Below are 26,363 nucleotides of genomic sequence, written 5' to 3' on the forward strand. Positions count from 1 at the left end.
TTACCGCAAGTTCGAAAAGGCAAGACAAACTGTTTCAGGCAGCTACGGCACGAATCGGCAGATTGGCTATGCTGTGGGGACCCACTTTCAGGCGAGAGATTTATGAACGATCCGGCCGACAACAAGCCGCCGACCTTCTGGCAAATGCTGCACAGCGTCATGGCGGCAGCGTTCGGGGTGCAGAGCGGGAAGAACCGGGCCCGTGATTTCACTCACGGCAAGCCGAGTCATTTCGTGATTCTCGGGATTGTGTTCACGGCGGTGTTTGCATTGATGCTGTTCGGCATCGTCAAGCTGGTGCTGCTTCTGGCCGGGGTTTGATGCGACTCAGTGCATCAGGGTTTGCAGGGTGAACGGGTAGCGCCAGGACGTGGGACGTCCCTTGGCCGAGAGTTTGCGAAAGTCCACGCCGAAGTCCTGCGCTGCGCCCATCGCCAGCAGCCGTTTGGCCTGCGTCCGATCGATCAGTTGCAACGACCGAATCTGTTGGTCACGGCCGCCGTACTGGCTGAAGTCCACGCCTTCATCGTAATCATGCAATTGCACCAGCGCCCAACCACCCAGACTGAAGTGCCCGCCCAGCAACACACTCAGGCGATGGTCCAGCAGTGCCTGCAACGCCGCGGGTGAAGTGTTGATCGCGCCGAACAACGCGCCTTTGCCTGGCACACCTCCCGCTTCGACATACGCCTGCATCACACCGAACGCCATTTCGTCATTCGCGGCCCAGACCAGCGACGTCTGCGGGTAGCGTTTGAACAACAACCTGGCCTGCTCGTAGGCGCGTTGCCGGGTCCAACCGCCGTACACCAACTGCCGCAAACGCACTTCCGGATGCTCGGCCAAGGCACGCCGCAAGCCCTTCTCGCGAAACTGCGCGGACGGGGTGATCTTCAATCCGGAAAAAGCCAGCAAATCGATGCTCTGGCCGGGGGCCACCGGGCCGTGCTGTCGGATCAACTCCTTGAGCATCAGGTAGCCGCCCTCCTCGTCATTGGGCACCAGGCTGCCGAGCAAATCGGGGTACTTGTCAGGTTGGGCACCGATCAGTTTCGTCTGATCCGGGGTCAGGGCATTGTTGACCATGAACAGCTTCACACCGCTGTCTTTGGCCAGCCGCAGGATTTCGGGGGCGATGTATTGCTCGTTGACGAAGACCAGGTAGTCGGGACGATGGTAGCCCTGAAGGGCTTCGCGAGCCTGGCGGAGGGTGTTTTCGGAGACTCGGTCGGAATACTGAATGCGCAAGTCCATCCCCAGGTCGGTCGCCGCGGCCTGCATGAACTGCGAGTAACTCACCCAAAAAGCTTCCGTGGGGGTTCCCGGGTTCAGGAACAGCACTGACGCCGCCTGGGCACAGGGTCCCACGACCATGCCCAGCGCCAGTAATACGCTACACAGAAACTTCAACATTGGTCGTCCGAGCCCCCGGAAATTCGCCGTGCATTATAGCCAGCGAACGTCCGTAAAACGGCGACTTTTCCGGTTTTTGTCAGACAATCGTCGGAACCGGGCCCGGACGGGGTCGCTTATTGATGACTGACCCAGAAAACCGCCGTCCCCACGACCAGAATGATCAGGAACAAAATTGCCCATGCATCAACGGTGCTATCGCTTTTCCGTGCTTTGGTTGGGTTGCTCATTGCATCGCCTCTTGTCGGTTTTATCGGTGATTGCATAAAGACTCGAGCAGAGTAAAGACGACGATTGCCCGCATCACAAACAGGGTCTTTGCAACAACGATTCTCATTAGGCGATTTGGTTCTTTACATATGCTCAAACATCACTTTTACGCATAACTGCAAACTGGTATCTTGCCCCGGCTCCGTTGGGAGTGCGCGGCCGTGCGCGCAGAATTGCCGAGGTTTTATCGGACGCCAGCAAGCCAAAAAACGCCGCTGTTTCCGACCGGCCCAAGCCTGAGAACAGGACTTATATGTACGTATACGACGAATACGATCAGCGGATCATCGAGGACCGCGTCAAGCAGTTCCGTGATCAGACCCGACGCTATCTGGCAGGCGAGCTGAGCGAAGAAGAATTCCGCCCCCTGCGCCTGCAAAATGGCCTTTATATCCAGCGTTTCGCGCCGATGTTGCGAGTCGCCGTGCCTTACGGCCAACTGACTTCGCGCCAGACGCGAATGATGGCCAAAATTGCCCGCGACTACGACAAGGGCTACGCCCACATCAGTACCCGGCAGAACGTGCAGTTCAACTGGCCGGCCGTGGAAGACATTCCGGACATTCTCGCTGAGCTGGCCACCGTGCAGATGCACGCGATCCAGACCAGCGGCAACTGCCTGCGCAACGTCACCACCGACCAGTTTGCCGGTGTCGCCGCCGACGAGCTGATCGACCCGCGCCCATGGTGCGAGATTGTCCGCCAGTGGACCACGTTCCACCCGGAATTCGCCTACCTGCCGCGCAAATTCAAGATCGCCGTCAACGGTTCGACTTCCGACCGTGCCGCCATCGAAGTCCACGACATTGGCCTTGAGCCGGTGCACAACGCCGCTGGCGAACTGGGCTTCCGTGTGTTGGTCGGCGGTGGCCTGGGCCGTACGCCGGTGGTCGGTGCATTCATCAATGAATTCCTGCCGTGGCAAGACCTGTTGAGCTACCTCGACGCCATCCTGCGGGTCTACAACCGCTATGGCCGTCGCGACAACAAGTACAAGGCGCGGATCAAGATCCTGGTCAAAGCGCTGACGCCTGAAGTCTTCGCGCAAAAAGTCGATGCGGAAATGGAGCACCTTCGCGGTGGCCAGACCACATTGACCGAAGCCGAAGTGCAGCGCGTCGCCAAGCATTTCGTCGACCCGGACTACAAGGCACTGGACAACCAGGCAGCCGCACTGGCCGAGCTCGACCAGCAGCACCCGGGCTTTGCCCGCTGGCGCGTGCGCAACACCCTGGCCCACAAAAAGCCGGGCTATGTGGCCGTGACCTTGTCCCTGAAGCCTACTGGCGTTGCACCGGGCGACATCACTGACAAACAGCTCGACGCCGTGGCCGATCTGGCCGACCGTTACAGCTTCGGTCAACTGCGCACCTCCCACGAGCAGAACATCATCCTGGCCGACGTCGAGCAGGACAAACTGTTCGCCATGTGGGGCGAGCTGCGCGAGCAAGGCTTCGCCACGCCGAACATCGGCCTGCTGACCGACATCATCTGCTGCCCGGGCGGCGACTTCTGCTCCCTGGCCAACGCCAAGTCGATCCCGATCGCCGAATCGATCCAGCGCCGTTTCGACGACCTGGACTACCTGTTCGACATCGGCGAACTGGACCTGAACATCTCCGGCTGCATGAACGCCTGTGGTCACCACCACGTCGGCCACATCGGCATCCTGGGGGTGGACAAGAAAGGCGAAGAGTTCTATCAGGTTTCCCTCGGCGGCAGCGCCAGCCGTGACGCCAGCCTGGGCAAGATCCTCGGCCCGTCCTTTGCCCAGGAAGCCATGCCTGACGTGATCGAAAAGCTGATCGACGTGTACATCGAACAACGTACCGAAGACGAGCGCTTCATCGACACCTATCAGCGTATTGGCATCGACCTCTTCAAGGAGCGTGTCTATGCAGCGAATCATTAAGAACAACGAGGTCGTCGACGAGACCTGGCACCTGCTGCCCAAGGATTTCAACATCGACGAGATCAGCAACTGCGACGACCTCATCGTGCCGTTGCAGCTGTGGCGCGAACACAGCCGTATGCTCCTGGCCCGCGATGGCGGCCTGGGCATCTGGCTGGACGCCGATGAAGAAGCCGAGGAAATCGGCGAAGACGTGGCGCAGTTCCAGGTCATTGCCCTGAACTTCCCGGCATTCACCGACGGCCGCAACTACTCCAACGCCCGCCTGCTGCGTGACCGTTACGGTTTCAAGGGCGAATTGCGGGCCATTGGCGACGTGCTGCGTGACCAGTTGTTCTACATGCATCGCTGTGGTTTCGACGCGTTCGCCATTCGCGCCGACAAAGACCCGCACGAAGCCCTTGAAGGCCTCAAGGACTTCTCGGTGTCCTATCAGGCAGCTACCGACGAACCGCTACCGCTGTTCCGTCGCCGCTGACCGTCACGCCTTGAACCCCGGCCCGGGGTTCAAGGCGTTTTACCCTGCCCGCTAAAATACCGGATAATCGGCCAGCGGCATCGGCCGCCCCATGGCGACCCAATCGCGGTACAGCCGGACTCGATCCTCCAGCACCACGAACAACCGGAACGGATTCTGCGCATCGGCCATCCGCGTTTCGACGCACTGCCGCAACCAACCCCACAACTCTTCTGACGTATCCGCCTCGTGGAGCAAGCGCCAAACGCGTGCCTGTAGCGACCGATAGCCAACCTTAAAATCCGCCGTCAGGCGCAATCCGTCCATGACCCGGAGCAACGTACTGCCCGATGGCTTGACGGCCAATCGTTGCCAGATCTGTTGCCGCGCCTCGCGCACGCTTTCTTCGCCCTCCTCCAGCCAGGGCGTCGCACTGCCGTAATCGGCACCCGGCTCACTCAGCCACAGATTGATACCGGTGCGCTCTCGATGATCGACCAGGCGCAATAACGTCTCTTCATCCGTCAGCGGATTACCCCACAGTTTCACCCGGTCCCGGGAGACCGCCTGACTCAGTATCGCGTAGGGAACCCGGCTGATCCGGTTGCCACGTAAATCGAGCGAGGTGAGGTACGGCTGATCGGCTATGCCAATCGGGCAATGGCTGATCTCGGTGTTTCTCAGGTTCAATACACGCAACTCATCCAACCCCAATACCACGGGCGGGACAGTCAAAGGGTTGTCACTCAGATCCAGCGCTTGCAAGCTCACCAGATCACGAAATTGCGAAGCCGTGTTCTCCTGAAGCTGAAGAAAGGTTGAACTCAGGTTGAGCGTTGTGAGTCGAGTCATTTGCCGAACCGGTGCAGGCAATACCCCCTCCAGCAGATCGTCTGCATTGAGCCGACGCAGGTCGACACGCTCCAGGTTCAGGGAGTGCAGATTGGGAAAACTTTCGAGAAAATCGTTAAGGCTCTCGCGCTCGATAAGGTGCAGCCCCTGCATCGATAGCTCGACGACTTCATTGAAGCGAACGCTCATTGTCGGCAAGCGATGGAAGTCCTCGTACCCCAGATCCAGCCTGTAACCGCAGAACACCTCGCCAGACATGACTCTATTGCTCTGGGGCGGGCATTTTTGCCAGATGCTCATCAGCTCGTCGCCCAGTTCAATTCGCGTTTCACGCTCGTAATCGATCACGGTTTGCATCAGTTCGACATTGTACGCCGCCACCTGCTGAGGACTCATGCCCGCGGCATCATCATCGCCCACAGCGAGAAAATCCACGTCCATGTCATCGACATCCAGCACGGCCTGGTCGACCCAGTGGCGCAGATCGGCATGCAATTGCTGCATCTCGAGAATCAGGCGATCCACCAGCGCTTGCGCCCGCTCACCTGCCGTCAGGAGCAACTCGTCCACCTGGGCTTCGGTGAAATCCGGATACAGATCCTTGACCTGCAAGCGCATGATTTCGTGAGCCAGCACAGCGCCCTGTGGCGTGTTCGGAAAACCGCCGCCGCGCAACCCCCTGGCTTCGAAGGACAACCGCGAATCCATTCGATTCAAGCCATGTATCAGCTCGGAGCGAGACAAGGCATGCCCGCCAATGCGCAGGCGCAACTGGCTGGCCGCGTCGGGCGAGCTTAGCGACATCGCCGCGCGCTCCTCCCTTGACAATAGATCGACCAGCGCGGCAAACAGATCCGAACCTTTACTGTCGGTAGCCGCCACCGTCGTATACCGATAGAGATCACCGACCTTGATCAAGCGCCGGCAATCCGCGGAATCGAACGGGCCGCAACGGTCCAGGACCCGGCCACTGATTGACCCGTCGAGCACTTCGATGCGCAAGCCTTTCGGCCAACCGGGCAGGCGCTCCAGGGAGTGCAACGCCAGGATATCGGAATCGGGATGGCTGACCGAGCGCAAGTACAGGCCCTCATAGGCCCGATTGAGTCGTACATGCTGCTGATATTCGCGTGCCTTGTTGTCCAGGCGCTTGAACAGTTGCAGCGTCTCGTCAGCATCGACGGGCCGATCGATGTCGACCCCCGAACGGTCGAGGATCTGCTCTATGGCACTTTTCGGCAAACCTTGGTATTCGCGCTGAAACAGGCGTATCCAATCCTGGTCCGAGTGTTGGAGCGCCTGATAGCGGGCGTTGAACAATCCGGCCCGTGCTTGCGGATCGGCGACGGCCTCGAGTTCCTGATCGAGCTTGAAGCGAGTGATGGTGTCGGCAAGCGACGGTGTCGGCGCGCGGCCAGTCTGCATCAGGCGCAACATATCGTCATCGACCGTGCTGATCCGGGCGATCTGCGCCAATACCTCATCACTGAAGGCAGCAAGCGGTGCGCAAACGCCACGCATCAACTCCACTCGTGTCGATACCGGTGCCGAAACCGATCCGGGTGTGGGCTCGGCCGGCATTTCGGGATGCGGCTCGTTCCAGGGCTCCCCCGGCTCGTGCTGCGTTCCGGCGATTTTCTCTTCGCCCTTGAGTGCCGCCACCGCCCCGGCCAGCGGGAGCGCATTGAGCAAGCCGAACACCGTGCGCGTCACGCCCTCGGAGCGCTGCTCCGGTGTTTTACCGTTGATGGCCTGATCGAGGCCATAACCGGCGTCGATCAGCCCGGCCAGCACCAGGACGCCCTCACCTCCCGGGATGAACAATGCCAAAGGCCCCAGCCGGTTGATCCACTGCACAAGCGGTTCCACCACCGCGCTCAGGTTGTCACGATTGACCTGGGCATCGTTGTGGATGGTTTTGACGCTGGCCATGGAGGCCTGCTTCATGGTCAGCACCAGTTGCGCGAACGGATCGGTGTCGGTCGGCGCACGCTCAAGGTCGATGTAGTCCTGCGGGTCCCAGAAACCGTCGTTGTTGAAGAACCCCGCGTTCTTTTTCAGCCAGTGCTCCTTCGGGTAAACCACCATGCCCTCCAACGCCGTCAACACGCCCGCATGGAAGGTGCCGTCCTCACGATCGTCCTCGGCAAAATGCGCGACCAGCGCTTGCCGTGTGGCGGCAACCCTGCCTTGGGCCACGATCCATCGGCGCAGGTGCTGCAAGTCGGCGAATTCATGCAAGGGTGAGGAGTTGCCGGGAATATTCAACAAGACCCGGCCGCTGTGACGGTGGTGGTAACACCAGATATCGTCCGAGGTGTAGCGATAGATCGTCAGCCGACCGACCTCGATCGGCGCGCTGACGCGAGTGGGCGCCTGTACCTGATCGATGGTCAACGCACTCCAGGCCTGCTCCGCTGGCAAGCCGGCGGCCTGCATGGCCAGGGCCAGGCCTTCCCGACTCAAACTGCCCTCCTGATGTTGCAGGCAGGCGCTCATGATAAAGGCGGCCTTGGCCGAGGTTCTCAGGTCGTAAGGCTGCGCCAGGGCGATTCGCTTATCGGAGGGCCAGGCGCGATCCAGGTAAGCCTGATAGCGGGATTGCAGATCCAGTTCCCACACCCACTGTTTGAACGCCGCTGGCCTGAGGTCAATTTGCGTTGCCGGCCCATACACCTGGGGCGTGGTCTGGCGATAGATACCTTCATAGGTATGGTGATTGCCATTGCCGTGGTCGGCGAATTCATCGACATGCTCCACGATGCGAATGGACGGGCCGACATCAGGCGGTGTGAACAAGCCCAATAGGCTTTCGGCAAAACGCCCGTCACCGACGGTCTGGTAGTTCGCCAGCAACGCCTGCACCAGGGTTTGTGTGCTTGCCACCAGGCCTTGCTCGATGCCGTCCTGCGGCGGGTGCCCGCGGTAGCGGTAATCCAGGGTGACCAACAGGGCGTTTTGCGGGTCGATGTCTTGCCCCCATTTTTCCTTGATCAACTGCGCACCGAACTGCTCGGGAGACTGCGGTAAAGCCGTGCTCACCACAGATTTCAATGTTTCGCGCAGCGGCGCAGGTTCGGAATGAAGCGGTGTCTGATGGTCAATCATGTGCATTCCATGGCAACTGTTTTTGGAACACCAACATAACCAGCCACCGCGTTGCCGAAAGCAGGAACGGTCGCCTGCTGCCGACAGAGATTTCGCCGGGCCGTGGAGGACATCGGGCAAGCATTCGCAGGCAAAAAAATGCCGGGGCAAATGCCCCGGCTGGATGTTTTGCAATATCTCCTGGCGCGTTACCAGAAGCGCTGCTGGGTCAAGCGGCTCCACCAGCTCAGCAGCACGCGATCGACTGAACCGCTGGCGGCCATGCCAATGCGCTCCGGCAGGCTTTTGCGTTCGGTGTAATGCAAGTGATAGAGCTCGGACTTGCTGGCGCGCTCGGCGAGGTATTCATCGCTGGTCTTGAGTTCGTCGACCAGTTGTTTGTCCAGCGCCGCGACACCAAGCCAGATTTCGCCGGTGGCCACTTCATCGATCGCCAGTTGTGGGCGATAGCGCGACACGAAGTTCTTGAACAGTTGATGGGTGATGTCCAGGTCTTGCTGGAACTTCTCCCGGCCCTTCTCGGTGTTTTCGCCAAACACGGTCAGGGTGCGTTTGTATTCACCGGCGGTCAGCACTTCGAAGTCGATGTCGTGCTTTTTCAGCAAGCGATTGACGTTGGGCAACTGCGCCACCACACCAATCGAGCCGAGAATCGCGAACGGAGCGCTGATGATTTTCTGGCCGATGCACGCCATCATGTAGCCACCGCTGGCCGCGACCTTGTCGATGCACACGGTCAAGGGCACGCCGGCCTCACGGATACGCGCCAGTTGCGAGGAGGCCAGGCCATAGCTGTGAACCATGCCGCCGCCGCTTTCCAGGCGTAGCACCACTTCGTCCTTCGGTGTGGCCAGGGTCAGCAAGGCAGTGATTTCGTGGCGCAGGCTTTCGGTGGCCGAAGCCTTGATATCGCCGTTGAAATCCAGCACGAACACCCGGGACTTGGCCTCGGGGTTTTTCTTCTGTTTCTTGTCGGTTTTAGCCTGGGTCTTGCGCAGCGCCTTGAGCTGGTCCTTGTCGAGCAAGGTCTGCTCCAGGCGCTCGCGTAGCCCTTTGTAGAAATCATTGAGCTTACTGACCTGCAACTGGCCGGACGACTTGCGCCGCCCCTTGCTGCGCAAGGCCGCAAAACTGGCCAGGACCACCAGAATGGCGATCACCAGGGTCACGGTCTTGGCCAGAAATATGGCGTACTCGGAAAAAAACTCCACAGGGACTCCTCAAACGATACGCGGCTTGAACGCGCGCGGGATACCTCCAGCATACCCATGCGCCGACCTTGCGACCAGCCATGAAACCTCTGGCACCCGGCCTGTAACGGGCATTTCAAACAAGCGTATGTTTTTTCATTGACAGCACACCGCCATCCTCATAACCTCGCCAAACCTTCAACGTACCGGGAAGACGCGGACGTGGGCAGCATCTATTTGATTCGACATGGCCAGGCCTCCTTTGGTGCAGATGACTACGACGTCCTGTCGCCGACCGGCATTCGTCAGGCTGAAATCCTTGGCCGCCACCTGGCCGAACTCGGGATCAGCTTCGACCGCTGCCTGGCGGGAGACCTGCGCCGCCAGCAGCACACGGCCAACAGCGCGCTGGAGCAATTCGCCGCGGTGGGCCTGCCGGTGCCGCTGCTGGAAACCGACTCCGCCTTCAACGAGTTCGACGCCGATGCGGTGATCCGCGCGCTATTGCCGGCCATGCTGCCGGACGAACCCGAAGCCCTGAACATCCTGCGCAACGCCGCGCAAAACCGTGGTGAGTTCCAGCGTATCTTCGCCCTGATCATCGAACGCTGGCTGGCCGGCACCTATGACACACCGGACCTGGAAAGCTGGCTGGGGTTTGTCGAGCGGGTGCAGGCCGGCTTGCATCGCATCCTCGACCAGGCCGACAACACCCAGAAAATCGCCGTGTTCACATCCGGCGGCACCATCACCGCCCTGCTCCACCTGATTACGCAAATGCCTGCCCGGCAGGCCTTTGAATTGAACTGGCAAATCGTCAACACCTCGCTCAACCAGCTTAAGTTTCGTGGTCGCGAGGTGTCCCTGGCTTCCTTCAACGGTCATGCGCACCTGCAACTGTTGAAGGCCCCGGAACTCATCACGTTTCGCTGAGTCCGGACTATTGTGACCCTGGCTGTAATCACCCAGCTCTTATTACCCAAGAAAGGATCGAACCATGACCTCCGTAGCAGACGCCGTACAAGCAATGAAAGCCAAGTTCAACCCAGCCGCTGCTGCCGGTCTGGACCTGGTCTTCGGTTTCCGCATCGACGACACCAAGAACTTCTCGCTGATCGTCAAGAACAGCACCTGCGAACTGCAGGAAGGTGAGAACCCGGACGCCCAGGTGACCCTGGTGATGGACGGCGAAACCCTGGAAGGCATCGTCGACGGTTCGACTGACGGCATGCAAGCGTTCATGGGCGGCAAACTGCGCGCTGAAGGCGACATGATGCTGGCGATGAAACTGTCCGAACTGTTCCCGTCGTAAGCACTGGGCTTCCGATCTTCGGGAGCGTGCCTGCTGCAAACGAATCCCGCCCTTAGTGGCGGGATTCGTCGTTTTTGCCTGCTTGTCGCTGTCCCTTGTGGCGAGGGGGCTTGTCGGGTCGCCGCATCGCCCCGTTGGGGCGCGAAGCGGCCCTTTAGACCCGCTCAAACATAGCGGGGCTTCGGATCGACGACTGCTTCGCAGCCGAACGGGGTGGTGCGGCATTCCGACAAGCCCCCTCGCCACAGGGCATGAGTGGTGCCAGTGAGGTATCCGCTCTTACAATGCCTGAACTTCCCACACCGGCCGCCCCATGGACATCGACCTCGCCCGCACCTTCCTCGAAATCGTCCGCCATGGCAGCCTGGCTGCCGCCGCGGAAAAACTCCATGTCACCCAGACCGCGATCACCGCACGGGTGCAAAAACTCGAGAGCCAGCTGGGCAGCACCCTGTTCGTGCGCAATCGAGCCGGCGCCCGCCTGACGCCCAACGGCGAAGCGTTCGTGGTGTACGCCAATCAGCTGGTGCAGACCTGGGAAGCCGCGCGGCGTGATTTGCCGTTGCCCGAGGGTTTTCACGATGTGCTGCACATCGGTGGCGAGGTGAGCCTGTGCAACCCGCTGATGCTCGGCTGGGCCGGCGAAATCCGCAAGAATATCCCCAGCCACGCCCTGCGCATGGAAATCCGCGACGGCGAAAACCTGCTGCGGCAACTGGAGTTGGGCGTTCTGGATGCAGCGCTGGTGTATCAGCCCGAGTATTGGCCGCGTTTGCAGGTCGAGCAGATTCTTGAAGAAAAGCTGATTCTCGTGCGCCTGGCCGGTAAGCCCGATCCCTATGTGTACATCGATTGGGGCAGCGAATTCCGACGCCAGCACGACGCTGCCCTGCCGGAAAAAGCCAAGGCTGCGCTGAGTTTCAATCTTGGCCCGCTGGGCTTGCAGTACCTTCTTGAAAACGGCGGCAGTGGCTACTTCCGCACCCGCGTCGTGCAGAGTTATCTGGAAAACGGCGCCCTGGAACGGGTGCCCAAGGCTCCGGAATTCAGCTACCCGACCTATCTGGTCTACTCACGCGATCGTGACTCGCCGACGCTGCAACGCGCCTTCGACCTGCTGCGCAAGGTCATCGACTCCGACGAAGACTGGTCGCAACGCTGGGACCCGCTGACCTGAGACCGGTTTGCACCGGAGCATGGCCGTTGTGTCCTCAAGGTTCGGCCCGTCAAATCACCGGGATCGGCTAATCTGAAAGAGATAACAAAAACGACAGGTGATTGCAGTGAGGCAGACCACCGAAGGATTCCGCAGCCGTTACCGCGCCGACATTCATCCGCTCTACAACCCCTGGCTGCACGGCGCGTTTGTCCTGATGTTCGGGGCACTGGCGATCAGCGTCTTCTGGAGCACCGTACATCAGGTGCGGCCAGCAGAATGGCTGGCGGTGCCCGTCACGCTGCTGTTGTTCAACCTCGGTGTGTACATGGTGCATCGCCACCTGGGGCATCATAAAAAGACTTTCGCCCGGCTGTTTTATGCCCGTCACGCAGTCGACCACCACAGCTTTTTCACCCCCGGCCACATGACCTACGACAGCGCCCGCGACTGGCGGGTGATCCTGTTTCCGGCGTGGCTGATCGTGCTGCACACCCTCGCCGTCGCCCTGCCCCTCTGGTGGCTGCTCAAGCATATCAATACCAACGTCGCCGGATTGGTCGGCGGCCTTCTTGTCCTCGGTTACCTGACTTATGAAGTGTTTCATGCCTGCGAGCATCTGCCGTCGCGCAACACGCTCACACGGCTGCCGTGGATCCGCCAGATGCGCCGGCTGCACGAACTGCATCACCGCCGCGAACTGATGCAGGAGCGTAATTTCAACATCGTTTTCCCGCTGATGGACTACCTGTTCGGCACCCTCTATTGGGAACCGGAACCTGAGCCGCTCAACCCGACGAGAACGCCCATGACCCGCATGCAGCATCAGATTGTCATTGCCGGAAACCCGGTCCAGGTACTTGCCTACGCCAGCGCCGTGACCCTTTGGCCGCAATGGCATCCGTCGTCGCTGCGCATCGATGGGCCAAAAGGCCCGTTGCATGCCGGCGCACGTTTCGAGGAAGACATCCGTGCCGGCGGCCGCGACGGGCACTTGAGATGGGTGGTGACGGAGTACCTGCCCGGACGGCGCTGGAGCGCTGAGGCCCGGGGTGATCATGGCCTGTCGCTGGTGGTGACCTATGAATGCGATGCCACAGGCGAGGACACACGCTTCGTCCGCACCCTGGAGTATCAATTCAGCGGCCTGGCGATGCGGATTGCCAACCGGTTGCTGCTCAAGCGGCGCATCGATCGGGAATCCGCGGTGTCGATGCTGGCGTTGCGCGACATGGCGCAGAAGTATCTGGCGGCGACGGGGGTCGGCGCGTGAGCAGAACCTCCAAATGTCTGTTGCTGGCCATCGTCGCCATCGGCGCCTTCCTGCTGCTGATGCCGACCAAGGTGCGACCGGTGGCCTGGACACCACAACCTGCGCCGTCCCTCACCAGCGGAATCTACGCCGACAATCAGCGGCTCAAGGACGTGGAACGCGTCGGTGCCGCCGACATCGACGGGCCGGAAGCCTTGTTGCTGGAAAACGACACGCTCATCACCGGCCTGCACGACGGACGCCTGATCCGCACGAGCCTGGACGGCAAGACCACCAAAGTCCTGGCCGTTACCGGTGGCCGGCCACTGGGCCTGGCCCGGCATCCCAATGGTCTGCTGGTGATCGCCGATGCCGTCAAAGGCTTGTTGTCCCTCGACGCCCAGGGGCGTCTGGTGGCCTTGACCACAGAAGCCGGCGGCGTTCCTTTCGGTTTTATCGACGATGTGGCCATCGACAAGCCCGGTCACTACGCTTATTTCAGCGATGCTTCGAGCCGCTTCGGCTATGGCCACGACGCAGAGGCCGTGATCGAGCACGGCGGCGACGGTCGACTGCTGCGCTACGACTTCCAGACCGGCAAGACCTCGGTTGTGCTGGATAAGCTGGAGTTTGCCAACGGCGTGACCCTGGGACCGGACGATGCCTATGTACTGGTCAATGAAACCGGTGCCTACCGTATCAGCCGTTATTGGCTCAGCGGTCCGAAGGCCGGCACCCATGACCTGTTCATCGACAACCTGCCGGGGCTGCCGGACAACCTGTCGTTCAATGGCCACGACCGCTTCTGGGTGGCCCTGTATGCCCCCCGAAACGCCTTGCTCGATGGCACGGCCGCACATCCATTGGTGCGCAAGATGATCGTGCGGGCCATGACTGTCTTGCCCAAACCCGTGGAAAAGCGCGGGTTTGCCCTGGGTCTGGACCTTGAGGGCAAAGTGATTGCCAACCTGCAGGACGGCAGTAGCGACAACTACTCACCGATCACCACGGTGCGCGAGTATGGGGACTGGTTGTATTTCGGTTCGCTGAAAGCGCAGAACATGGTGCGATTGCCGTTGAGCAAGGCATTGCAATGAGCAGTACCACTATCTGAATACACTGAAGACCCAATGTGGGAGCGAGCCTGCTCGCGATGACTGAGGCACATTCAACAACACTGGTGACTGACCCTCCGCTATCGCGAGCAGGCTCGCTCCCACAGAGACAGCGTTCAGTTCACTGGGATATTCGGGCCGGGTCATGAGGCACCTCGTTGAGAGCCGTAACATCGGTCTCTGGGCATTCGAGGTGCCGTTTTTTGTGCCATTCCAACTGTTCAGCCACCGGTCGTCGGTGGCAGCATGCTGGGTCAGGATGTCGAGCCCAGTTGCTTGACGATCTTGTCCTTGACCAGCAAACGTGTCTCCTTGAGCTTCCTTACGGTGTCATCGTTGGACTTGGCCTCCTCTGCTTTCACCACTTCGGCATCCGCCTGGGAATACTTGTTAAGCAGTGAATCCAGTAACGGATCCTTGGTGCGTTTCTGCTGGATTTCTTCCTTTGAGCGTTTCAGATCCTGATAAAGGTCATGGGGCACCGGCATGGAACACCTCCGTTTGTTGATCGGCAGCGAAACGCGATCAATTGCGTTCACCAACTATCAGAATGGCCTCGGTTTGCCCGTTCTGTCGACCACCTGTCAGACCAGCGGTGTCCGTTCGTCGTCCTGTCGCACAGGCGATAAAACCGTTGCCTGCACCGGCGCCTCCACTGGTTTCAGCCGTTAAGCACCATGCGCACCATCTGCCTGAGTGCTTCGGGATTGTAGGGTTTGCTCAACAGGTGAGTGTCGGGGCTGAGCTGGTGATTACGCGAGATGATGTCGCGGGTATGCCCCGAGGTGAACAACACGGCCACCGATGGTTCTTGCACTTTCGCCCAGGCCGCCAGGTCCGAACTCTTGATCAGGCCGGGCATGACCACGTCGGTGAATATCAGGTCCACGGTCGCCCCTTCCAGTAACATTTGCATGGCGACGTCACCGTTGGTCGCCGTCAGGACTTGATAACCCTCCTCGCGCAACAACTCCACCGCCGACACCCGCACGGCCTCATTGTCTTCGACCACCAGGATGCGTTCGTGCCCGCCCCGTTGCGGCACATCAGGGCCCGGCGTTTCGCTGGGTGCCGCGCGCAAGGTGCGCGGGAAGTACAACTGCACCCGAGTCCCCTGCCCCACGTCGCTGGCGATTTCGATATGACCGCCACTCTGCTTGACGAAGCCAAACACCATGCTCAGGCCCAATCCGGTGCCCTGCCCGTCGGCCTTGGTGGTGAAGAACGGCTCGAACGCCTGGGCCAGCACCTGCGGCGGCATGCCAACGCCGGTGTCCGTCACGGACACCCGCACATAGTCCCCGGCGGCAATGCCCTTCCCGGCGCAAAATTGGCGACCCAGGACGATGTTGTCCGCGCAAAGATCAATGGTCCCCTCACCCTGCATGGCGTCCCGGGCATTGATCGCCAGGTTGAGAATGGCGTTTTCCAGTTGATTGCGATCGACAAACACATTCCAGGAATCCTCAGGCGCTGCCATGTGCACCTGAAGGGTTTCACCCAAGGCACGCTGCAACAGTTCCGCCAGGCCATCGAAAATCTGCCGCAACGTGAAGACCGCGGGCGACAACGGTTGGCGACGGGCGAATGCAAGCAGTTGCGAGGACAGTTTGGCACCGCGCTCGACCGCGGCAATCGACGCCGATACCCGGCGCTGCACATTGGGGTTATTCGGCTCATGGCGTGCCAACAGGTGCAGGTTGCCAGCGATCACTTGCAACAGGTTGTTGAAGTCATGGGCCACACCGCCAGTGAGGCCACCGATGGCTTCGAGTTTCTGTGACTGGCGCAGTTGCTCTTCCGCCGCCAGCCGCGCCTCGACCTCATCGGCCACCCGCTGCTCCAGGTTGCGGGTGAATTTGAGCAGGGATTCTTCGGCGATCTTGCGTTCGTGAATATCGATCAGCACGCCGGGGAAACGAAATGCCTCCCCTTGCTCATCGAATTCGCAGCAACCGCTGGCGAGCACCCAGAAGTAACTGCCGTCGGGACGCTGGATCCGGTACTCGACGTTGTAGGGCTCGCCAGTCTCGACCGACAGCGTAACCCGCTCCTGGACCCAGCTACGGTCGTCCGGATGGATCCGCCCTTCGACGATCTCCTGTGACAGGTTACCCAAGTCTTGCCCGGGTGGATAAGAGAACGCGCGAGCGAATCGCTCATCACCCGACAGCACGTTGGTCTTGATGTCCCAGACAAAGGAACCGAGCAAGGCACCGGCGTTCAGCGCCAGGCGTACCCGTTCGTTGTCGGCGCGGTAGGCGTCTTCAGCCACTTGTCGGCGTTGCTCGGATATCACCCGCTCCGTGGTTTCCACCACCATGGACATGACCCCGGCCGGACGTCCGTCATCGTCAGCCACCGGGCTGTAGTAGAGGTCCATCCAGACATCTTCCGGAACCCCATCACGCAGCAGCACCAGTTCTTTGTTGCGATAGGACAAGGTGCTGCCCGCCAGGCAGGTGTCGACTACGTGGCGATTGAATTCGGCGACTTCTGGCCAACCCAGCTCCACTGTAGAACCCAGCAAGTACGGATGACGCCCACCAGCAAACTTCGAGTAGGCGTCGTTGTAAATCATGTACCCGGACTGCCCCCAGAGCATCACCATCGGCAGCGGGGACGCGAGCATCAACTGCACCGCGCTGCTCAGGCTCTTGGACCATGAATCGAGCGGGCCAAGCTCGGTCAGGCTCCAGTCGAACGCACGAATGCGCCCGGCCATTTCGCCGTTCCACCCGGAGCACCCGTGGCTATCCTCTAGAAACTGCATGGCTTGGCTCTATCCCGGTCATTTGCACCCGTTTGTTTCGAGCATCCTGCACGCTATTCGCTTCATAGAGGTATAGCTGATTCTTGCGGGCCTTTGCAGAACCCTTGTAGGAGTGAGCCTGCTTGCGATAGCGGTGCGTCAGACAACATCCATGTCGACTGTACCGTTGTTATCGTCGGAACGCCGCCCGGAGCCGGCTCGCTCCTACAGTTTGTTGTTCAGAGGGGTCTAGACCTCGATCAAGTGCTTTAGCGGGTTGTAACTGCTTTTCAGCGTGGCCGCGACATCCAGAATGGCCTTCTCGATGCCATTCAAATGCATGCAGGTCAACTCGATGGCCGCGTTCTGGTTGCCCGCTTCGATGTACTCGATCAGCCGCAGGTGTTCGTCGTCGCGGCAGACCTCGTGGCTGTCGTCATCCAGCGCGGCGGCATACAGCGATGCCCGGGAAATCAGCTTCTGGAACCAGTCGAGCAGCACCGGGTTGTTCAGGCTGCGGGCCAATTTGATGTGGAACTCGCCGAGCAGGTGAATCAGCCGTTCGTGATCACCGCTCTGATGCGCTTCATCTTCCAGCAGCAAGTGATCGCGCAGATCCTGGGTCACCGCGGTATCACGCCGACGACACAGCTCGCTGACGATACCGATCTCGATCAATCGCCGGGTTTCGAACAGCGAACGGATCTCTTCGTCACTCGGCAACGACACCGACGCACCTTTATTGGGCTCGGTGGTGACCAGTCCGTCGGCCTCCAATTGCTTGAGCGCGGCCCGAACGGACGTGCGGCTGACATTAAACAGCTCGGCCAAAGAGGCTTCGCCAAGCTTCATGCCCGGACGCAACGAGCGTTTGCTGATCGCTTCGTAAACCCCTTGGTAGACGCGGTCGACCGTGGTTTCCAGTTTCTTTTCCGTCATTCATCAACTCCTTGCGCCCTGTGCAACCCACCCTGGCGAATAAACAGCCATTGAAAAAGGGGCTTGCACGGGCAGATTAATCCGGGTATTTCTAAATTGCATCCAGATTTTGCATACAATAATTAGAGGAATGCACCATTATGGGTCATCCAGTTGCAATTGAAGTGCGAAACGTCTCAAAACGATATTCAGACGATCCAGGGCTTGCTCCAGCCCTCGACAATGTTTCTGTCGACATTGCCGACAACGAATTCTTCACCCTGCTCGGCCCCTCCGGCTGCGGCAAAACCACCTTGCTGCGCACCATCGCCGGCTTCGAGCATGTCAGCGACGGTGAGATCCGCCTTGCGGGCGAGCCGGTCAACGATTTGCCGCCGTTCAAGCGTCGGGTCAACACGGTGTTCCAGAGTTACGCGCTGTTTCCGCACATGAGTGTTGCGCAGAATATCGCCTTCGGCCTCGAGATGCAGGGCCTTGATCGCAAACTCATCCCTCAGCGCGTCAATGAGATGCTCGCGCTGGTGCAAATGCAGCACCTGGCCAAGCGCAAACCGGCCGAACTGTCCGGCGGTCAACAGCAACGGGTGGCTCTGGCCCGAGCCCTGGCGCCGAAACCCAAAGTGCTGCTGCTGGACGAACCGCTGTCGGCCCTGGACCTCAAGCTGCGCAAGGAAATGCAGGTCGAACTCAAGCGCGTGCAGAAAGAAGCCGGGATCACCTTCATTTTCGTCACTCACGATCAGGAAGAAGCCCTGACCCTGTCCGATCGCATTGCCGTGATGTCCGCCGGCAAGATCCTGCAAATCGGCACGCCCAATGAAATCTACGAACGGCCGCAGCATCAGTTCGTTGCGCAATTCATCGGCGACATCAACTTCCTCCCCGGCCATATCAAACGTGGTCAACAGAACGAAAATCTCTTCGTGCCCAACGGCATGCCCGTGGAAATCCCCTGCCCGGCCCAGGGCTTTGACGGCAACAAGGTGCAACTGGCGTTCCGCCCCGAGCGTTCGCAACTGGTGGAGCCGACGCAGCCGCATCATCTGCGCGGTGTGATCGAAGCCGTGCTGTATGTCGGCACGGCCACGCTCTATCAATGCCGCCTGAACAACGACATCAAGGTCATGCTGCGCGAGAACAACGAGGGCCTGAACCACGGGCGGGTGGTGGGCGATCGTGTCGCGGTCAACCTGCCGCCCCACGCCTGCCTGTTGATGGAGGCCTGAGATGAGCGTCAGCAGCACTTCCCCAGCCCTCAACCGTGCGCTGTTGCTCAGCCCGGTGGTTCTGACCCTGCTGGCCCTGATCGCCATTCCGCTGGGCATCATGGGCTACATCAGCCTGCTGCCGCGCAACGTCTACGGTGGCGTCGACTGGCAGGCCAACTGGCAATTGCAAAGTTACGTGCAGCTGTTTTTCCAAGAAGGTTTCGACGGTGAACTGGAACTGAACTGGGTCTACGCCCAGGCGTTGCTGCGTTCGGTGTTCCAGGCCGGTGGCACCACGGTCCTGTGTTTCCTGTTCGGCTTCCCGGTGGCGTTGTGGATGTCGAGCCTGACACCCCGGCGGCGCAACCTGATGGTGTTGCTGATCACCATCCCGTTCTGGACCAACCTGCTGATCCGCAACTACGCGTGGCTGATCATCCTGCGTGAACACGGCTGGGTCGCCCAGAGCCTCAACGCGCTGTTCCCGCAAGCCGGTGGCATCACCCTGCTCTACAACGACTTCGCGGTCAGCGTCGGCCTGGTCTACAGCTTCCTGCCGTTCATGATCCTGCCGATCTACTCGACCCTGGAAAAACTCGACTGGCGCCTGGTGGAAGCCGCCTACGACCTGGGCGCCAACCGCTGGCACGCATTGCGCCGGATCATCCTGCCGCTGTCGATGCCGGGGGTGATTGCCGGTGCCTTGCTGGTGTTCGTGCCAAGCCTGGGCGCCTTCATTACCCCGGCGATCCTCGGGGGCGGCAAGACGCTGATGATCGGCAACCTGATCCAGCAGCAGTTCGGCACCGCGCGCAACTGGCCGCTGGGCAGTTCGCTGTCGTTCCTGTTACTGGGGATCATGTTGCTGTCCCTGGTGCTCTACGCCCTCTATAGCCGCAATGCCGCCAAGACCCAACGCCCAGGAGCCCAAGCATGATCGCCCTGCACCTGAAGAAACTGCCCCTGACCCGTGAAGTCAGCCTGTTGATGCTGGCCTATCTGTACCTGCCGATTTTCGTGCTGATCGCCTACAGCTTCAACGCCAACCGCTCGGCGACGGTGTGGACCGAGTTCTCGTTCGCCTGGTACGGACGAATCCTGGCCAACCCGTCGATCCAGACCGCGGCGCTGAACTCGATCATCGTCGCCAGCATCGCCACGGTCTGCGCCACCGCGATTGCCCTGCTCGCGGCGCTGGCGACGTACCGGCCGTTCTACGGGCAGAAAATGGTCGAGGGCGGGATCAACCTGCCGTTGATCCTGCCGGAGATCGTCACGGCCGTGGCCACCCTGCTGCTGTTCATGGCGCTGGGGATCAAGCTCGGTCTGCTGACGGTGATCGTTGCCCACATCGGTTTCTGCATTCCCTTCGCCTACCTGCCGATCCGAGCACGGCTCAATGACCTGGACAAGAGCCTGCTGGAAGCGGCGAACGACCTGTACGCCAACCCGTGGCAGGTGTTCCGCCGGGTGACCTTGCCGCTGCTGTGGCCGGCGGTGTTGTCCGGTTCGGTGCTGGCGTTCGTGGTCAGCCTCGACGATTTCATCATGACCTTCTTTGTCGCGGGCCCCGGTTCGACAACCCTGCCGGTGTACATCTTCTCGGCGATCAAGGCTGGTGTGACGCCGGAGATCAACGCGATTTCGACCCTGATGCTGGTGATTTCCATCGTGCTGGTGGTGCTGGCCTTCTGGCTGGGACAGCGCGGCAAAAACCAATGATCCTGGAGCAAAGCATGAAAACAAAAAGCATGTGTTTCGCTGTAGCCAGTCTGGCCCTGAGTTGCTTCACCGCGTTCGGCGCCCAGGCCGCCGAGCCCAAGGAACTGTTCTTCTACAACTGGACCGACTACTACCCGGTCGAGCTGCTGGCCAAGTTCGAAAAGGAGACCGGCATCAAGGTTACCATGGACGGCTACGACAGCAACGAAACCCTGCTGGCCAAGTTGCAGGCCGGCGGCGCGGCGTATGACGTGATCGTGCCGTCGCAATCGATCATGCGCACCCTGATCAACCAGGACCTGCTGCTGGAAATCGACGCCTCGGCCCTGCCCAACTTCCAGTACGTCAAACCGGCGTTCCGCGACCCGAGCTTCGACCCGGGCCGCAAGTTCTCGGCACCGTACCTGTGGGGCACTACCGGGTTCTCCTATGACAGCGCCCGAGTGCCCGGCGGCAAGCTCGACGACTCGTGGAAAGAGTTCTTCGAGCCGCGCAAGGAACTGCAAGGCCAACTCGCCGCCCTCGACACCTCCAGCAGCGTGATCAACGCCGCCAGTCACTATCTGAATGTCGACGAGTGCAGCGAAAACCCCCAGGACGCCAAGCGCATCCTCGAACTGCTGCAAAAACAGAAACCCTTCCTGAAGATGTACAGCTCGGACAACACCGTCGACCGCATGGCCTCCGGTGAAGTGATCATGATGCAGAACTGGAACGGTTCTACAGCGCGGGCCACCTTGCAGAAGAGCACCATCAAGTACGTGTATCCGAAGGAAGGCCTGGCAATGTTCCAGGACAACTTCGCCGTGCCGAAAAGCGCACCGCACCCCGGCAACGCGAAGATCTTCATCGACTGGATGATGAAACCGGAAAACGCCGCCGCCGTGTCCAACGCCATCGCCTACGACAACGGCATCCAGAGCGACAAGCTGATCGATGCCAAATGGCGAGTGATGGACGCCATCAACATGCCCGACGAATTCGCCTCGCGCCTGCGTCCGGAAAAGGAATGCAGCAACAAGGCGCGGGAGCTGCAGGACCGCATTTGGGCCAAGCTCAAGGGTTGATCGGCTGACTTGAAACCGAGTTGCGGCCATCGCGAGCAAGCCCGCTCCCACAGGGATTTTGTGAACGCCCAAGATCCACTGTGGGAGCGAGCCTGCTCGCGATGAGGCCCTCTCACACAACACTGAACTTGAGGTTTGTATGACCCAACCCCGCTGGCTGCGCAACGTGCGCCCCTACGGCGCCCCCGCCGAAGACCTGCTGATCGAAAACGGCCGCCTCACCCAACGTCGCCCCGCGTCGAACACTGAACTGCTCACCTCCGACATCGACGGCCAGAACCAGTTGCTCACCCCCACACTGGTGGAAAGCCACGTGCACCTGGACAAAACCCTCTGGGGCCAACCCTGGCGCCCCAACAGCGCCGGCCTGACCCTCAAGGACTACATCGCCAACGAACGCCGCATCCTGCGCGAAGTCACCACACCGATTGCACAACGAGCCGGCGCCCTGCTGGAAAACTGCATCGCACGCGGCTCGCTGACCATGCGTTGCCACGTCGACATCGACCCGGAATTCGGCCTGCGGCATGTCGAGGCCATGCAGCAACTGCGTGAAACCTACCGCGACCTGATCGACCTGCAACTTGTGGTGTTCCCGCAGACTGGTTTGATCAGTCGCCCCGGCACCGCCGAACTGATGCGCGAAGCCATGGCCCTCGGTGTGGAGAACGTCGGCGGCCTGGACCCGTGCGGCATCGACAACGACCCCATCGCGCAACTGGATTTCGTGTTCAAACTGGCCAGCGAGTTCGACCGGGGTGTCGACATTCACCTGCACGACAAGGGCGAGCTGGGTCTGTGGCAGATCGCCCTGATCGCCGACTACACCGAGCGCTTCGGCCGGCAAGGCCGGGTAATGATCAGCCATGCGTACTGCCTGGGGATGTTGCCGTGGAACCAGGTCAAACCGGTGGCCGAGCGTCTGGCCACATTGGGCATTTCACTGATGAGCTCAGCCCCTGCCGACTGTGCGGTGCCGCCGTTCCTGGCTCTGCGCGAAACCGGCGTGAATGTGTGCCTGGGCTCGGACGGCATTCGTGATGCCTGGTCGCCCATGGGTAACGGCGACATGCTGGAGCGGGCGATGCTGCTGGCGTTCCGTTTCGATTTGAGCAAGGACGAAGAACTGGCGGCGGCGTTCGAGGCGGCGACCGTCAACGGCGCCCAGGCGCTGGGTTGCGAAGCCAATCGCCTGGAAATCGGCCAGCCGGCAGACTTCCTGTTGATGCCGGTGCAAACGGTGGGTGAGGCGGTGGTTTCGCGGCCGCTGCGTCAGGTCTATCGCACGGGCCGGTTGATTGCTGCGGGTGGCCGTTTGCTGGAAAGCCGTCTGTGAAGCGTATCGGCTTGCGGGCCAGTTGTGTGGTCGGTTTCGACGGCACGCAGCATGTGCTGTGGCGCGATGGCGAAGTGGTGTTTGCCGGCTCGTGCATTGAGTTTGTCGGACGCGGTTATCCGGGCCCGGTGGATCAATGGATTGATTACGGCAACGCGCTGATCGGCCCCGGCTTCATCGATCTGGACGCCCTCGGCGATCTCGATTCCACGGTGCTGACCCTGGACAACGGCGACGAGCGCGCCATGGGCCGGATGTGGTCGGCGCAGTATCTGGCGCGTGGATCGCGGGAAAGCTACAGCCCCGAAGAAGAAGTCTTCAAATACCGCTACGCCTTCACGCAGTTGATCCGCAACGGCATCACCACGGCCATGCCGATCACCTCGATGTATTACCGCGAGTGGGCCGAGACCTACGACGAATTTGCGGCGGTGGCAGGCGTGGCTGCCGAACTGGGGCTGCGCACTTACCTCGGCCCTTGCTACATGAGCGGCATGAGCTACTGGCAGGCCGATGGAACCCTGGCGCACCACTGGGACGAAAACCGGGGTATGGCCGGCCTCGATGCCGCCGAACGGTTTTTCCGGGATTTCGACGGTGTGCACAACGGCCTGATTCGCGGCGCGCTGCTGCCCGATCGCATCCAGACCTGCACCCCGGCGTTGCTGCAACGCACCGCCGCACTGAGCCAGGAACTGAACGCGCCAATGCGTTTGCATTGCTGCCAGGGCCTCGGCGAGGTGGCGATGGTCGAGCAACTGCGCGGCACCTCGCCACTGGGCTGGCTGCAACAGCTTGGGCTTTTGAACCCGCGCAGTCTGTTGCCCCACGGCATTTACACCCACGGCGATGCAGACCTTCAGCGATTGGTGGATGGCGGCGCCAGCCTGGTGCATTGCCCGGTGGTGTTTGCCCGGGACGGCGAGGCACTGAATTCGTTTGGGCGCTATCGGGCCAAAGGCATCAACTTCGCCCTGGGCACCGACACCTGGCCGGCGGACTTGCTGGACAACATGCGCCAGGGCTTGAACATCGCTCGCCTGATGGAGGGTGGCAACGAGCTGACCAGCACGCTGGACATGTACAACGCTGCGACCCTTGGCGGCGCCAAGGCACTGGGCCGCGACGATATCGGTCGCCTCGCACCGGGCTGCAAGGCCGACATCACGGTGTTCAACCTGCGCGGGATGCACCTGGGGCCGCTGTTCGATCCGCTGAAGAATCTGGTGCTGGCCGGTCGCGGTGACGACTGCATCGCCAGCTACATCGACGGCCGTTGCGTGATGCAGGACGGCCAGGTCGAGGGCGTCGACTACCCCGCCCTGCAACGCCAGGCCCAACGCCAATTCGAAAAACTGATGCGCAGCCACAGCGACCGGGCCTTCGGCCAGCCGGACTGGAAGAGCCTGTTCCAGCCAGCCATCCCGTTCGCCGACGACTACAGCGCCCACGCGCCACTGAGCGCGTTTGATCCACTTCTCTAGAGATCCCTGCCCATGCAAAGCTTCGACTTCAGCACATTGAGCCCACGGGACAAATACAAGATTCTGATCGGCAGCGTCGTGCCACGGCCGATTGCCCTGGTCACCACCGTCGACGGCGAAGGCCGGATCAACGCTGCGCCGTTCAGCTTTTTCAATGCGCTTTCCGCCGATCCACCAATCCTCGCGCTGGGCGTGGAAAACTACGGCGACCAAAGCCCCAAGGACACCACCCGCAACATTCAGCTCAACCAGGAGTTCACCGTGAACATCGTCAGCGATGCCCTGGTGGAAGCCATGAACGTCTGCGCCGTGCCTTTCGCCCCCGGTTTCGATGAACTGACCGCCGCCGGCCTCACCGCCATCCCCGGCACCACGGTCAAATGCCCGCGCATCGGCGAAGCCCCGGTGGCGCTGGAGTGCCGGCGGATGATGGCGCTATCCATCGGCCAATCCCGGGAGATCATCTTTGGTGAAGTGCTGATGGCCCATGTGCGGGACGAACTGATCGATCCAAAAACCCTGTACATCGATCAGTTGGGGCTGGATGCGATCGGACGCATGGGCGGGCATGGCTATGCGCGCACGCGGGATTACTTCGACTTGCCGACGCGTTCGTTGCAGGCCTGGACGGATGCGCCGGGGGGTGGGGAGCGGTTTTGGCCGCTGGCCAAGAACTAGCCTGATTGCCTGCGTTGGCATCTGAAATCTGAGGTCGCACATTTTTCAGGTGCCAGCATTGCCGCCGTAGTCTCTCCCCCTTCAAATCCCCCCTCTTGCTTCTCAGTTCACCAGCCAAATCATTGGCACGACTAAAAACCGACAACCGTCATCAGGATCTCAATGACATGGATGCTCTTGAAAGATTGACGCCTCGCCATCAGACCCGAAGCAGTCGACTCACCCGCTTGCTCACCACAACAGTCGCCACCGCCACGTTCGCCTTGCTGGGCACCGCCCAGGCGGCCAACCAAACCGATACCCCCTTGATGACCCGATCGATCCTGGCAGGCGACACGACCTGGTCGTATTACGAGGGCGCAAAAAACGGTCCGGTCCTGTTGCTGGTACATGGTTTTTCTTCAAACAAGGATGCCTGGCGCACGCTGGGCGAGGACCTCGGCGCACGCTTTCACGTGATCATTCCCGATCTTCCCGGTTGGGGTGATTCGACGCGCCTTGCCGGCGAAAGTTATGACATTGATGCACAAGCCGCACGGCTCAATGATTTTTTGCTTGCGCTCGACCTGCGTGAAATCAATCTGGTCGGCCATTCCATGGGGGGCGCCATTGCCGGCGTGTTTGCCGCCCAAAGGCCGGAGCGTATTGCACGTCTTGCGCTGGTCAGCCCGTTGGGATTGAGCTTTATCGAAAACGATTTCGTCCGGTCATTGAATGGTGGTGACAACCCGTTTATCTACGATGACCGTGCCGGCGTAGAACGCACTGCCCGACTTGTCTATCTCAATCCTCCCCTGATGTCCGACCAGGAAGTGGAAAATGCGATTGCGAGCAATCAGCGCCAACGCAGCTTTATCGAGTCCACCCTGGCGCAGATCCGTCCACCGTCCCAATGGCTCGCGCTGGATCATCGGCTGGCGCAGCTCACTATGCCGGTACTTGGCATCGGCTGCCGCGAGGATAAGGTGATCGATATCTCCGCCCTGGAGACACTGCAAAACGGTCTGCCCGATGATCGGGCCGGGCAGGTTGTCACCCTTGAAGGTTGCAACCACTTGCCCATGATCGAACGCCCTGTGGCAACGGGACAGTTACTCACCGACTTTGCTGCCGGTGCTCAGCTGCCTGAAGCCCTGTGAC

At 60.6% G+C, this 26,363-nt stretch carries 23 protein-coding genes; 17 read left to right on the forward strand and 6 right to left on the reverse strand.

Annotation, left to right across the window (positions count from 1 at the left end; genetic code table 11):
- Positions 1–102 precede the first annotated feature (102 nt).
- On the forward strand, positions 103–321 hold the full coding sequence (locus tag AC3ITY_RS18650; RefSeq protein WP_489304313.1) for a DUF2970 domain-containing protein: 219 nt from the start codon (positions 103–105) through the stop codon (positions 319–321).
- A 6-nt stretch (positions 322–327) separates the two neighbouring features.
- Here AC3ITY_RS18650 and AC3ITY_RS18655 read toward each other — a convergent pair whose 3' ends face one another.
- Entirely contained in the window at positions 328–1,413 is a 1,086-nt protein-coding gene (locus AC3ITY_RS18655) for an ABC transporter substrate-binding protein (RefSeq protein WP_489304314.1), read from the reverse strand.
- Between the two features lie 523 nt (positions 1,414–1,936).
- On the opposite strand from AC3ITY_RS18655, the gene AC3ITY_RS18660 reads away from it, so the two are divergent.
- Together AC3ITY_RS18660 and AC3ITY_RS18665 are read left to right on the forward strand one after the other, a co-directional pair.
- Positions 1,937–3,595: a nitrite/sulfite reductase gene (locus AC3ITY_RS18660; protein ID WP_489304315.1), complete on the forward strand. Its 1,659-nt coding sequence runs from the start codon at positions 1,937–1,939 to the stop codon at positions 3,593–3,595.
- Entirely contained in the window at positions 3,579–4,073 is a 495-nt protein-coding gene (locus AC3ITY_RS18665; protein ID WP_150723618.1) for a DUF934 domain-containing protein, read from the forward strand. The genes AC3ITY_RS18660 and AC3ITY_RS18665 overlap by 17 nt, the downstream gene beginning before the upstream one ends.
- 51 nt (positions 4,074–4,124) lie before the next feature.
- Here AC3ITY_RS18665 and AC3ITY_RS18670 read toward each other — a convergent pair whose 3' ends face one another.
- Entirely contained in the window at positions 4,125–8,012 is a 3,888-nt protein-coding gene (locus AC3ITY_RS18670; protein WP_489304316.1) for a dermonecrotic toxin domain-containing protein, read from the reverse strand.
- 188 nt (positions 8,013–8,200) lie between these two features.
- On the reverse strand, positions 8,201–9,223 hold the full coding sequence (gene sohB, locus AC3ITY_RS18675; RefSeq protein WP_489304317.1) for a protease SohB: 1,023 nt from the start codon (positions 9,221–9,223) through the stop codon (positions 8,201–8,203).
- 201 nt (positions 9,224–9,424) lie between these two features.
- Between sohB and AC3ITY_RS18680 the strand changes: the two genes are divergently transcribed.
- The 5 genes from AC3ITY_RS18680 (at position 9,425) to AC3ITY_RS18700 (ending at position 14,019) form a co-directional block, all read left to right on the forward strand.
- A complete protein-coding gene (locus AC3ITY_RS18680; RefSeq protein ID WP_489304318.1) occupies positions 9,425–10,135 on the forward strand; it encodes a histidine phosphatase family protein in 711 nt (236 codons plus the stop codon).
- Positions 10,136–10,199: 64 nt separating this feature from the next.
- Positions 10,200–10,514, forward strand: coding sequence for an SCP2 sterol-binding domain-containing protein (locus AC3ITY_RS18685; protein WP_007976511.1), 315 nt, complete (start codon positions 10,200–10,202; stop codon positions 10,512–10,514).
- 313 nt (positions 10,515–10,827) lie between these two features.
- The gene (locus AC3ITY_RS18690; protein WP_489304319.1) at positions 10,828–11,691 is read left to right on the forward strand and encodes a LysR family transcriptional regulator; all 864 of its coding nucleotides are present in this window, start codon (positions 10,828–10,830) and stop codon (positions 11,689–11,691) included.
- A gap of 106 nt (positions 11,692–11,797) precedes the next feature.
- Positions 11,798–12,943, forward strand: coding sequence for a sterol desaturase/SRPBCC family protein (locus AC3ITY_RS18695; RefSeq protein ID WP_489304320.1), 1,146 nt, complete (start codon positions 11,798–11,800; stop codon positions 12,941–12,943).
- Positions 12,940–14,019, forward strand: a complete 1,080-nt coding sequence (locus AC3ITY_RS18700; RefSeq protein WP_489304321.1) for an SMP-30/gluconolactonase/LRE family protein — start codon at positions 12,940–12,942, stop codon at positions 14,017–14,019. The genes AC3ITY_RS18695 and AC3ITY_RS18700 overlap by 4 nt, the downstream gene beginning before the upstream one ends.
- 272 nt (positions 14,020–14,291) lie before the next feature.
- On the opposite strand, the gene AC3ITY_RS18705 is transcribed toward AC3ITY_RS18700, so the two are convergent.
- The gene (locus AC3ITY_RS18705; RefSeq protein ID WP_458369605.1) at positions 14,292–14,525 is read right to left on the reverse strand and encodes a DUF465 domain-containing protein; all 234 of its coding nucleotides are present in this window, start codon (positions 14,523–14,525) and stop codon (positions 14,292–14,294) included.
- On the opposite strand from AC3ITY_RS18705, the gene AC3ITY_RS18710 reads away from it, so the two are divergent.
- On the forward strand, positions 14,524–14,709 hold the full coding sequence (locus AC3ITY_RS18710; protein ID WP_489304322.1) for a hypothetical protein: 186 nt from the start codon (positions 14,524–14,526) through the stop codon (positions 14,707–14,709). The two genes, AC3ITY_RS18705 and AC3ITY_RS18710, sit on opposite strands and share 2 nt — an antisense overlap.
- Here AC3ITY_RS18710 and AC3ITY_RS18715 read toward each other — a convergent pair.
- Together AC3ITY_RS18715 and AC3ITY_RS18720 are read right to left on the reverse strand one after the other, a co-directional pair.
- Positions 14,699–16,810: a hybrid sensor histidine kinase/response regulator gene (locus AC3ITY_RS18715; RefSeq protein WP_489304323.1), complete on the reverse strand. Its 2,112-nt coding sequence runs from the start codon at positions 16,808–16,810 to the stop codon at positions 14,699–14,701. The two genes, AC3ITY_RS18710 and AC3ITY_RS18715, sit on opposite strands and share 11 nt — an antisense overlap.
- Positions 16,811–17,038: 228 nt before the next feature.
- The gene (locus AC3ITY_RS18720) at positions 17,039–17,728 is read right to left on the reverse strand and encodes a GntR family transcriptional regulator (RefSeq protein ID WP_489304324.1); all 690 of its coding nucleotides are present in this window, start codon (positions 17,726–17,728) and stop codon (positions 17,039–17,041) included.
- Between the two features lie 140 nt (positions 17,729–17,868).
- On the opposite strand from AC3ITY_RS18720, the gene AC3ITY_RS18725 reads away from it, so the two are divergent.
- The 8 genes from AC3ITY_RS18725 (at position 17,869) to AC3ITY_RS18760 (ending at position 26,362) form a co-directional block, all read left to right on the forward strand.
- On the forward strand, positions 17,869–18,954 hold the full coding sequence (locus AC3ITY_RS18725) for an ABC transporter ATP-binding protein (RefSeq protein WP_489304325.1): 1,086 nt from the start codon (positions 17,869–17,871) through the stop codon (positions 18,952–18,954).
- Between the two features lies 1 nt (position 18,955).
- Positions 18,956–19,873 (forward strand): ABC transporter permease, encoded by a 918-nt coding sequence (locus AC3ITY_RS18730; RefSeq protein ID WP_007973317.1) that lies wholly within the window; start codon positions 18,956–18,958, stop codon positions 19,871–19,873.
- Positions 19,870–20,658: an ABC transporter permease gene (locus AC3ITY_RS18735; protein WP_429389040.1), complete on the forward strand. Its 789-nt coding sequence runs from the start codon at positions 19,870–19,872 to the stop codon at positions 20,656–20,658. The genes AC3ITY_RS18730 and AC3ITY_RS18735 overlap by 4 nt, the downstream gene beginning before the upstream one ends.
- 14 nt (positions 20,659–20,672) lie before the next feature.
- The gene (locus AC3ITY_RS18740) at positions 20,673–21,725 is read left to right on the forward strand and encodes an extracellular solute-binding protein (protein WP_489304326.1); all 1,053 of its coding nucleotides are present in this window, start codon (positions 20,673–20,675) and stop codon (positions 21,723–21,725) included.
- A 139-nt stretch (positions 21,726–21,864) separates the two neighbouring features.
- On the forward strand, positions 21,865–23,061 hold the full coding sequence (locus AC3ITY_RS18745) for an amidohydrolase family protein (protein ID WP_489304327.1): 1,197 nt from the start codon (positions 21,865–21,867) through the stop codon (positions 23,059–23,061).
- Positions 23,058–24,545, forward strand: a complete 1,488-nt coding sequence (locus tag AC3ITY_RS18750; RefSeq protein WP_489304328.1) for an amidohydrolase family protein — start codon at positions 23,058–23,060, stop codon at positions 24,543–24,545. Before AC3ITY_RS18745 ends, AC3ITY_RS18750 begins: the two co-directional genes overlap by 4 nt.
- Before the next feature lie 12 nt (positions 24,546–24,557).
- The gene (locus AC3ITY_RS18755) at positions 24,558–25,223 is read left to right on the forward strand and encodes a flavin reductase family protein (RefSeq protein ID WP_489304329.1); all 666 of its coding nucleotides are present in this window, start codon (positions 24,558–24,560) and stop codon (positions 25,221–25,223) included.
- Between the two features lie 167 nt (positions 25,224–25,390).
- On the forward strand, positions 25,391–26,362 hold the full coding sequence (locus AC3ITY_RS18760) for an alpha/beta fold hydrolase (RefSeq protein ID WP_489304330.1): 972 nt from the start codon (positions 25,391–25,393) through the stop codon (positions 26,360–26,362).
- Position 26,363: the final 1 nt, after the last annotated feature.

Source organism: Pseudomonas sp. GL_091, assembly GCF_057837725.1.

Excerpts from the sequence above, each read along its gene's own strand:
- AC3ITY_RS18710 (WP_489304322.1), top strand. The coding sequence starts at position 14,524 with ATGGAACACCTCCGTTTGTTGATCGGCAGCGAAACGCGATCAATTGCG.
- AC3ITY_RS18650 (WP_489304313.1), top strand. The coding sequence starts at position 103 with ATGAACGATCCGGCCGACAACAAGCCGCCGACCTTCTGGCAAATGCTG.
- AC3ITY_RS18720 (WP_489304324.1), bottom strand. The coding sequence starts at position 17,728 with ATGACGGAAAAGAAACTGGAAACCACGGTCGACCGCGTCTACCAAGGG.
- AC3ITY_RS18655 (WP_489304314.1), bottom strand. The coding sequence starts at position 1,413 with ATGTTGAAGTTTCTGTGTAGCGTATTACTGGCGCTGGGCATGGTCGTG.
- AC3ITY_RS18745 (WP_489304327.1), top strand. The coding sequence starts at position 21,865 with ATGACCCAACCCCGCTGGCTGCGCAACGTGCGCCCCTACGGCGCCCCC.
- AC3ITY_RS18705 (WP_458369605.1), bottom strand. The coding sequence starts at position 14,525 with ATGCCGGTGCCCCATGACCTTTATCAGGATCTGAAACGCTCAAAGGAA.
- AC3ITY_RS18670 (WP_489304316.1), bottom strand. The coding sequence starts at position 8,012 with ATGATTGACCATCAGACACCGCTTCATTCCGAACCTGCGCCGCTGCGC.
- AC3ITY_RS18760 (WP_489304330.1), top strand. The coding sequence starts at position 25,391 with ATGGATGCTCTTGAAAGATTGACGCCTCGCCATCAGACCCGAAGCAGT.
- AC3ITY_RS18730 (WP_007973317.1), top strand. The coding sequence starts at position 18,956 with ATGAGCGTCAGCAGCACTTCCCCAGCCCTCAACCGTGCGCTGTTGCTC.
- AC3ITY_RS18665 (WP_150723618.1), top strand. The coding sequence starts at position 3,579 with ATGCAGCGAATCATTAAGAACAACGAGGTCGTCGACGAGACCTGGCAC.
- AC3ITY_RS18740 (WP_489304326.1), top strand. The coding sequence starts at position 20,673 with ATGAAAACAAAAAGCATGTGTTTCGCTGTAGCCAGTCTGGCCCTGAGT.
- AC3ITY_RS18715 (WP_489304323.1), bottom strand. The coding sequence starts at position 16,810 with ATGCAGTTTCTAGAGGATAGCCACGGGTGCTCCGGGTGGAACGGCGAA.
- AC3ITY_RS18690 (WP_489304319.1), top strand. The coding sequence starts at position 10,828 with ATGGACATCGACCTCGCCCGCACCTTCCTCGAAATCGTCCGCCATGGC.
- AC3ITY_RS18725 (WP_489304325.1), top strand. The coding sequence starts at position 17,869 with ATGGGTCATCCAGTTGCAATTGAAGTGCGAAACGTCTCAAAACGATAT.
- AC3ITY_RS18685 (WP_007976511.1), top strand. The coding sequence starts at position 10,200 with ATGACCTCCGTAGCAGACGCCGTACAAGCAATGAAAGCCAAGTTCAAC.
- AC3ITY_RS18755 (WP_489304329.1), top strand. The coding sequence starts at position 24,558 with ATGCAAAGCTTCGACTTCAGCACATTGAGCCCACGGGACAAATACAAG.
- AC3ITY_RS18660 (WP_489304315.1), top strand. The coding sequence starts at position 1,937 with ATGTACGTATACGACGAATACGATCAGCGGATCATCGAGGACCGCGTC.
- AC3ITY_RS18735 (WP_429389040.1), top strand. The coding sequence starts at position 19,870 with ATGATCGCCCTGCACCTGAAGAAACTGCCCCTGACCCGTGAAGTCAGC.